Annotated in this window: 6 protein-coding genes; all 6 read left to right on the top strand. The window is 65.4% G+C overall.

What is annotated here, in order from left to right:
• Positions 1 to 765: GH92 family glycosyl hydrolase (locus tag VN047_RS03435; protein ID WP_325540040.1), on the top strand; the 765-nt coding region annotated here is incomplete at its 5' end.
• 14 nt (positions 766 to 779) lie between these two features.
• Positions 780 to 2,219, top strand: a complete 1,440-nt coding sequence (locus VN047_RS03430; protein ID WP_325540038.1) for a glycoside hydrolase family 125 protein — start codon at positions 780 to 782, stop codon at positions 2,217 to 2,219.
• 14 nt (positions 2,220 to 2,233) lie between these two features.
• A complete protein-coding gene (locus VN047_RS03425) occupies positions 2,234 to 4,579 on the top strand; it encodes a GH92 family glycosyl hydrolase (RefSeq protein ID WP_325540036.1) in 2,346 nt (781 codons plus the stop codon).
• Positions 4,580 to 4,750: 171 nt separating this feature from the next.
• Positions 4,751 to 5,686: an ROK family protein gene (locus tag VN047_RS03420; protein WP_325540034.1), complete on the top strand. Its 936-nt coding sequence runs from the start codon at positions 4,751 to 4,753 to the stop codon at positions 5,684 to 5,686.
• A gap of 58 nt (positions 5,687 to 5,744) precedes the next feature.
• Positions 5,745 to 8,075, top strand: a complete 2,331-nt coding sequence (locus tag VN047_RS03415; protein ID WP_414712658.1) for a GH92 family glycosyl hydrolase — start codon at positions 5,745 to 5,747, stop codon at positions 8,073 to 8,075.
• 317 nt (positions 8,076 to 8,392) lie between these two features.
• On the top strand, positions 8,393 to 9,225 hold an 833-nt coding region (locus VN047_RS03410; RefSeq protein WP_325540032.1), incomplete at its 3' end, for a TolC family protein.

The raw sequence follows: 9,225 nt of genomic DNA, 5'->3' as shown, positions 1-9,225 counted from the left end.
AGCGAGAGCGGCTGGATCCGCGGCCGCAACCAGGATGGATCGTGGGCGACCCCCTTCAACCCCTATAAATGGGGCGACGCCTTCACCGAAGGCAACGCGCTCCACTATAGTTGGGCGGTGATGCAGGACGTCCACGGGCTGATCGATCTGATGGGTGGGCGCCAGAAATTCGTCGACCGGCTCGATGCGATTTTCACCACCCCGCCGGTCTTCGACGACAGCTATTACGGCCAGGTGATCCACGAGATCCGCGAAATGCAGATCGTCGACATGGGCCAATATGCCCATGGCAACCAGCCGATCCAGCACATGCCCTATCTCTACAATTGGGCGGGTGCGCCGTGGAAGACGCAGCATCATGTGCGCGACATCATGGCGAAGCTCTATTCGTCGGCGCCCGATGGTTATCCGGGCGACGAGGATAACGGCCAGACCTCGGCCTGGTATGTCTTCTCGGCTTTGGGCTTCTATCCGGTCGCCTCGGCAACGGGCGAATATGCGATCGGCAGCCCGCTGTTCCAGAAGGCGGTGCTGACGATGCCCAACGGCAAGACGCTGACGATCAACGCCGCGAACAACAGCAATGCGAACGTCTATCTCCAGTCGGTCGCGCTCGGCGGGAAGCCGCAGAGCAAGACCTATTTCACCCATAGCGCTTTGTCGCAGGGCGGCACGGTCGACTTCGTGATGGGCGCCAAACCCAACAAGCAATGGGGCACCGCCCCCGCCGATGCGCCCTTCTCGATCAGCGCGCCGTCCAAATGAATTCGGAGATGAACATGACCCAGAGCCGCCGCGAGATCATGGCCGGCGCCGGCGCGCTCGCGCTGGCGGCCGCAATGCCCGCCGCAGCACGCGCCGCTGCTGGCGGTTTCGTCAGCAAGCGCCCCGCGCCCGCGCAGCGTGCTTTTACCAGCCCCGCGATCGAGGCCGAGATCGCGCGCGTGAAGGCGAAGATCGCCGACCCCGAACTCGCGTGGCTGTTCGAGAATTGCTACCCGAACACGCTCGACACGACGGTGCAGACGGGCACGCTCGACGGTCGCCCCGACACCTTCGTCATCACCGGCGACATCGAGGCGATGTGGCTGCGCGACAGCTCGGCGCAGGTACAGCCCTATATCCACCTCGTCGCCAAGGACGCGAAGCTCAAGCGCCTGTTCCAGGGGCTAATCCAGCGGCAGGCGCGCTGCATCCTGATCGATCCCTATGCCAATGCGTTCGACAAGGATCCGACCGCGCCGTCGAAACTCGAATGGTCGCAGACCGACAAGACCGAGATGAAGCCCGGCGTCGCCGAGCGGAAGTGGGAAATCGACTCGCTATGCTATGCGATGCGGCTGTCCCACGAATATTGGACGCGAACGAAGGACAAGGCGCCGTTCGACGACACATGGTCGCGCGCGATGAAGCTCGCGGTGGCGACCTTCCGCGAACAGCAGCGCAAGGACGGCCCGGGTCCCTATAGTTTCCAGCGCCCCGCGCTCCAGCCCACCGACAGCCTGATGCTGAGCGGCTATGGCGCGCCGACGAAGAAAGTCGGGCTGATCCACTCGATGTTCCGCCCGTCGGACGACGCCTGCCTCTATCCCTTCCTGATTCCGTCGAACCTGTTCGCGGTGTCGGTGCTGCGCAAGATCGCGACCGTCCACCGCGAAGCGCGCGGCGATAACGCGTCGGCGACCGACGCCGAGGCGCTCGCCGCCGAGGTCGATGCCGCGTTGAAGGCGCATGCGCTGATCGACGACGGCAAGGGCGGTCAGGTCTGGGCCTATGAGATCGACGGCTTCGGCAACTATGTCTTCATGGACGACGCCAATGTGCCGAGCCTGTCGGGGCTGCCGCTGATCGACGTCGTCGACAAGAAGGACCCGATCTTCCTGCGCACCGCGGCGCTCGCCTGGTCCGGCCGCAATCCCTATTTCTTCAAGGGCACGGCGGCCGAGGGGATCGGCGGGCCGCATATCGGCCTCGACATGATCTGGCCGATGTCGATCATCACCCGCGCGATGAACGCCGACGACGATGCGACGATCCTGCAATGCCTGCGCTGGCTGAAGACGACGCACGGCGGCACCGGCTTCATGCACGAAAGCTTCCACAAGGATGATCCCAAGAACTTCACGCGCAGCTGGTTCGCCTGGGCGAACGCGCTGTTCGGCCAGTTGATCGTCGAGGTCGCCGACAAGCGCCCCGCGCTGCTGGCACGGCCGCTGTGAGCGGGGAGGCGACGATGATCACCACCAGCCGCCGCCAGCTTCTCGCCACCACAGGCCTGCTCGCGCTCGGCGGGGCGATCCCTGCCGGCTGCTCGCGATCGGTGGCGGGCGGTGCCGCGCTTGCGCCGGGCAAGGCGAACCTCTTCATCGGCACCGGCGGGCATGGCCACACCTTCCCGGGCGCATCGCTGCCGTTCGGGATGGCGCAGCTCAGCCCCGACACGAACACCCACGGCTGGGATGCCTGCTCGGGCTATCATCAGAAAGATGGCTCGATCATGGGGTTCAGCCATACCCATCTTTCGGGCACCGGCATCGGCGACATGCTCGATGTCCTCGTCGTGCCGACGCGGCGCGATCTGAAGCTCGAACCCGGCACGATCGAAAAACCCGGCGAAGGCTATCGCCAGCGTTATTCGGACGAACATGCCGAGCCCGGCTATTATCGCGTGAAGCTCGAGACCGGCGTGCTCGCCGAACTCACCGTCACCGAACGCTGCGGGCTGCACCGCTATCGCTTCGGTAACGGGCCGGGCCATATCCTGATCGATTTCGCGCACGCGATCGAGGATGACTGGGACAAGGGCGTCGTCGTCGAGGCCGCGTCGCTCGAGCTCGGCGACGATGGCACGCTCACCGGGGGGCGGCAGGTCAATCGCTGGGCCAAGGGCCGGCGCATCCATTTCGCGATGCAGATGTCGCGGAGGCCCGATCGCGTGCAATTTTTCGGTGACGACGGCACCCCCGCCTCCGACGGCGCGAAGTCGATCAAGGGCAGCAAACTCAAGGTCGCCTTCTTCTTCGACGATGCCGGTGGCCAGCCGATCCTTATCAAGACAGGGCTTTCGGCGGTCGACGTAAAAGGCGCGCGCGACGCGCTGGCGCAGGAGGTTCCCGCCTGGGACTTCGACGGCGCCGTCAAGGCCGCGCGCGGCACCTGGGCGAAGGCGCTCGGCGGCATCCGCGTGTCGGGCGGCACCGAGGCGCAGCGCGTCATCATGACGAGCGCACTCTATCACGCGCAACTCGCGCCGACGCTCTTCACCGATCGCGACGGCCGCTATGTCGGGCTCGACCGCGAGGTGCACCGTGCCGAGAAGGGCGAGGAGGCGTTCAGCACCTATTCGCTGTGGGACACGTATCGCGCGCTCCATCCGCTGCTGACCTTGATCGATCCCGACCGCGCCGCGCTGCTCGTGCGCGACATCTGCCGCCAGACCGCGCAGAACCCGGCAGGGCCGCTCGTCTGGCCGCTGCAGGGGGTCGAGACCGCGTGCATGATCGGCTGGCACGGCGTGTCGGTGCTCGCCGAGGCGCACGCCAAGGGCATCAAGGCCGACTATGCCGCAGCCTGGCCGAATATCCGCCGCCGCGCCTTCGACCGCGAATACAAGGATATCGACAGCACGCTTGGCCGCGGTTTCTATTACGACCTCGGCTATATCCCGTGCGACGAGGTGTGGGAATCGGTCAGCCGGACGCAGGAATATGCCTATGACGACTGGGCGATGGCGCACCTCGCCGACGCCGTCGGCGCGGAGGACGACGCGGCGGCGCTGCGCAAGCGCGCGCAAAACTATCGCGGCGTCATCGACCCCGAAACCCGCTTCGCGCGCCCGCGCTTCAGGGACGGCAGCTGGTGGAAGGATTATGACCCCGTCCAGATCGGCCACAACGTCAAGAAATGGCGCGACTATACCGAGGCGAACGGCTGGCAGGCGACCTTCCTCAACCAGCATGACATCTATGGCCTGATCGAGCATTTCGGCGGCGACGCCGCGTTCGAGAAACAATTGGACGCGCTGTTCAACGCGCCCTCGACCCTGCCCGACAATGCGCCGCCCGACATTTCGGGGCTCGTGGGCCAATATGCCCACGGCAATGAACCGAACCACCATGTCGCCTATATGTATGCTTGGTGCGGCGCGCCCTGGAAGGCGCAGGCGATGGTCCGGCGGTTGCTCGTCGACATGTACAAGAACGACCCCGACGGCGTGATCGGAAACGACGATTGCGGGCAGATGAGCGCATGGTTCATCCTCTCGGCATTGGGCTTCTATCCGGTCGATCCCGTCAGCGCGATTTACGTCTTCGGATCGCCGCTGTTCGACCTCGCCGAGGTAACGGTGGGCGCGGGCAAGACGCTGACCGTCCGTGCGGAGGGCAATGGTCCCGACCGTCCTTACGTGCAGTCGGTTCGCTGGAACGGCAAGCCGTGGACTCGCAACTGGATCGCTCACGCCGACCTGATCGCAGGCGGTGAACTCGTCTTCGAGATGGGCGCCAAGCCTTCGCAGTTCGGCACGGCGCATGCTGACCGGCCGCCTTCCTTCGATTCTCCTGCACGAGCCAAGACGTAATTCTGGTAGCAAAAAGAAAATGATAAGAACGGAATCTCTCGTGAAACCTCTCCAAACGCCGCCGTCTGCCGGAACCGAAACGCTGTTTTTGTTTGCCGGCCGGGCTTCGGCCTTGCGCTGCAACCCGGCGCCCTTCAGAAGCCTCGACGATCAAGCGAGGGGATGGCGCTGATGGATGGTTCTGTAACAGACCGCGGCGAGGCGCGCCTGTTTGCCGGCGTCGAGCTGGGCGGCACAAAATGCATCTGCACGCTCGCCACAGGGCCGGGCGATATTCGGGACCAGCGGACGATCGCGACCACGGTGCCGTGGGAAACGCTGCCCGCGATCAGGGCTGTGCTCGATAGCTGGGCCTCGGCGCACGGCTTCTGCAGTCTCGGCGTCGCATCCTTCGGCCCGATCCGGCTCGATCCCGGCAAGGCCGATTATGGCCAGATCGGCGCAACGAACAAAGCCGATTGGGAAGGGGCCGACCTGCTCGGTCCGCTGCAATCGGCCTTCGATGTTCCGATCGGGTTCGACACCGACGTCAACGGCGCCGCACTCGCGGAAATTCGTTGGGGAAGCGGGCGCGGCCTCGACGATTTCGCTTATGTCACTGTGGGCACGGGCGTCGGGGTCGGGCTGATCGTCCATGGCAAGCCGACGCGCGGCTTCGGCCACAGCGAGATCGGCCATGTCTTGGTGCCGCGCCTGAAGGGCGACGCCATGGTGAGCGTTTGCCGTTTCCACGATGACTGCGTCGAGGGATTGGCATCGGGTACGGCGCTTAAGGCTCGGCTGAGCGGTCGGTCGTTGTCCGATGTGGCGGCAGATGATCCGGTGTGGGATCCGATCGTGCACACACTCGCGACAATGGTACATGACCTCGCCTGCACGGCCGGTCCAATGCGTGTCGCGATGGGCGGCGGCGTTCTCTCCGGCCAGCCGCACCTGCTTCCGCGGATCAACGCGAAGCTCGAGGTCAGCCTTGCCGACTATATGCAGCTTCCCGGCGACGGCGCTTATGTCATCTCGCCCGAACTCGGGACGATGGCGGGTCCGCTGGGCGCAATCGCGCTGGCGATGGAGGCGGTCGAAAGCGCAGGCATCCATGCGGCTCGGTGAAGCCCGGGCTTCGCGTCGGCCATTGGACAGTTCGCCCGCGCGGCGGCACAAGGGCGTCATGAAACGCCTGTCCGCCGCTGCCGCGATGCTCGCTCTCCTGCCGATCCAGTCCTTCGCCGAACAACCGGCGCCCGATCCGCTCGGCTTCGTCGACCCGATGATCGGCACCGGCCCCGAAGGGCACACCTTCCCCGGCGCGACTGCGCCCTTCGGCATGGTTCAGCTGTCGCCCGACACCGACGCGACGTGCCAGATCCGCGACTGTTACGATCATGCGGCGGGCTACAGCTATAACGACCCGACGATTCAGGGCTTCAGCCACACGCATTTCTCGGGCGCAGGTCATTCGGACCTCGGCGACATCCTCGTCATGCCGCAGGTCGGTGACTTCAAGCTCGATCCGGGCGATCCGGAACAGCCCGGCTCGGGCTATCGCCAGCGTTTCGACCATGCGACCGAGAAAGCGAGTCCCGGCTATTATGCCGTCACGCTCGCCGATAGCGGCATCCGCGCCGAACTCACCGCGGGCACGCGCGTCGGCATCCATCGCTACAGCTTCCCGGCGGGCAAGGACGCGCACCTGCTGCTCGATCTCCGCTCGTCGCTCTACGATTATCCCGGCAAGATCCTCTGGTCGGGGCTGCATCTTCGCCCCGACGGCACGCTTACCGGTTTCCGCGAGACGCGCGGCTGGGCGCCGGGGCGCAAGCTCTATTTCGCGATGCGCTTCTCGGCGCCGCTCAAGGCCCACGCCTTCCTCGATCGCGAAGAGAAGGTCGCGTACAAGGGCTTTCAGGCGCCCGGCCGCGGCAGCGACGCGCTCGCCGAAAAGCTCGGCAAGGCGCTCGAAGCGCGGCTCGATTTTGGCGCGCTGACCACGCCACTCGAAGTGCGCGTTGCGCTCTCGGGCGTCGACGAGGCTGGCGCTATCGCCAACCTCGACGCCGAGGGCGCCGGCTTCGACGCCGTTCGCACACGTACCGAAAGCGAGTGGCGCAAGGCACTTGGCGCGCTTCAGATCGAAGCACCCGCCCCGATGCGCACCAACCTCTACACCGCCCTCTACCACAGCCTGCTCGCGCCAAGCGTGTGGAGCGACGTCGACGGGCGCTATCGCGGCCCCGACGATCAGGTCCACGCCGCAAAGGATTTCACCTTCCGTTCGACCTTTTCGCTGTGGGACACGTTTCGTGCGCTGCATCCCCTGCTGACCCTTGTCGCGCCTGACCAGACCAACACCGATATCGTCAAATCGCTCGTCGCGAGCCGCAAGCATAGCCCGCACGGCATCCTGCCCGTCTGGCAGTTCCACGGCCGCGAGACTTGGACGATGATCGGCTATCACGCCGTTCCGGTGATCGCCGACGCCTATCTGAAGGGCGTGGGCGATTTCGACGCGAACGAGGCTTTGGACGCGATGGTCGCGAGTGCCGAATATGCCCCCTACGGCGGGCTCGGCGACTATATGAAGCTCGGCTATGTCGCGATCGACCGCGAGCCCGAGGCGGCGTCGAAGACGGTCGAATATGCCTATGACGACTGGACGATCGCGCGGATGGCCGAGAAGATGGGCCGGAATGACATTGCGGACCGCTTCTACAAGCGCGCGGGTTACTGGCGGAACAGCTTCGATGCGAAGACCGGCTGGCTGCGCGCGCGCAAGGCCGACGGCAGCTTCCGTACCCCGTTCGACCCGACCGCAATCAACTATGGCTCGGACTATACCGAGGGCAATGCGTGGCAATATAGCTGGTTCGTGCCGCAGGATCAGGCCGCGCTCTTCCGCATCCTCGGCGGCGATGCGAAGACGGTCGCGAAGCTCGATGCGATGTTCGACTATGACAATAGCAAGCTCGACTACAGCCATGCCGAGGATATCGCCGGGCTGATCGGCCAGTATATCCACGGCAATGAGCCGAGCCACCATGTCGCCTATCTCTACGCCTATGCCGGCGCACCCTGGCGCACGCAGGAGCGGCTGAAGCAGATCGTCGAAAGCCAGTACAAGCCGACTCCCGACGGCCTGTCGGGCAATGACGACCTTGGCCAGATGTCGGCGTGGCTCGTCTTTACCGGGCTTGGGTTCTATCCGGTCGCGCCGGGGGCGAACCAATATGTGATCGGCCGGCCCTTCGTCGACCGCGCGGTTCTGAACCTGCCCGGCGGCAAACGCTTTACCGTCGAAACCGCGGGCCTGTCAGATGCCAACCCCTATGTCGGCAAGGTCGAACTCAACGGCAAGCCGCTGACGCGAAGCTGGATTTCGGATGCCGAAATCCGCAGCGGCGGAACGCTACGCTTCACGATGCAGGCCAAGCCCGACACCGCTTGGGGCCGGATGCCCGATGCGCGCCCTTATTCACTGTCGACCACGCAGCGCGCACGCTGAGACCGATTTCGGCAAAAGGCGGACGGGATCGGGAGCGCCATTGCGCAAAAAGGGGACGACAGGGGGGCATAACGTGCAGGGGGCTTTGGCCAACTCTGCCGCAAGCTTGCGGCAAGAGCCAGAATCCCGGCCGTGGCGCCATGGATCCCGGGTATATGCGATGAACATTCCCTCCCTCCGGCGGACACGAACATCGAGCGCCACCGGGGCGCCGCGGGCAATGCCGTCATGGCAAAGCTTGCTCATGACTGCATATTATGGTCAGCCTGTCCGCAGGCGTGGACGCTCCGCGTTCGTCGGTGGATGTCGAGGGGTAAATGCGGAAAGTGGGAAGACGCCGGCTGCTCATTCTTTTGTGTGCTGGCGGGCTGAGCGGCTGCGCATCGGCGTCGATCGACGAATTGCGCAAGCCGGCGATTGCCGTGCCGGAACGATGGTCGGTGGAAACGGGCGCGTATCCGGCTGCAACGGCTTCCTACTGGACGCGGCTCGGCGACCCGCTGATCGATCGCCATGTCGAGCGCGCGCTCGACAATAATCGCGATATCGCCCAAGCCGCCGCGCGCGTGGCGCAGGCGCGGGCCGGGGTTCGCGCCGCGCGCGCCGGCTATTTCCCGCAGGTGACGGCGTCGGGCGGCGTGCAGCGCGATGTCGGCGACCTTGCCGACGATCGGCTGCAATTTTCGCTCGGCGCCGACGCCCAGTGGGAAATCGACTTGTTCGGCCGTATCGGGGGCGACGTCGCGGCGTCGCGCGCCGATCTCGCTTCGACGGGCTATGGTCTCGCCGATCTTCAGCGGCTGATCGTCGGGCAGGTGGCGCAGACGACCGTTTCGGCGCGCGCGCTAGCCGTACAACTCGCGATCGCGCGCGAGACGCTCGCGATCCAGGACGATAATTTGCAGATTGCCCGCTGGCGGCTGGAGGCGGGGCTGGTTTCGAGCCTCGACGTAGAGCAGGCTACGACGCAGCGCGCGCAGACCGCCGCGAGCATTCCGGCACTCGAACGCGACCTTGCGCAGGCCGCGAACAGCATCTCGACGCTGATCGGCGAGGCGCCCGGACCGGTGCGTGTTGCGATCGATGCCGATGCCGCCGGCATACCCGTTCCGCCCGACGTCGCCGGGCTCGACACGCCGGCGAGCGTCCT

It is taken from the genome of Sphingopyxis sp. (assembly GCF_035565275.1).
Lineage (GTDB): Bacteria > Pseudomonadota > Alphaproteobacteria > Sphingomonadales > Sphingomonadaceae > Sphingopyxis.
Note: the sequence above shows the minus strand (reverse complement) of the source record. Positions and strands in the feature narration are given on the sequence as shown.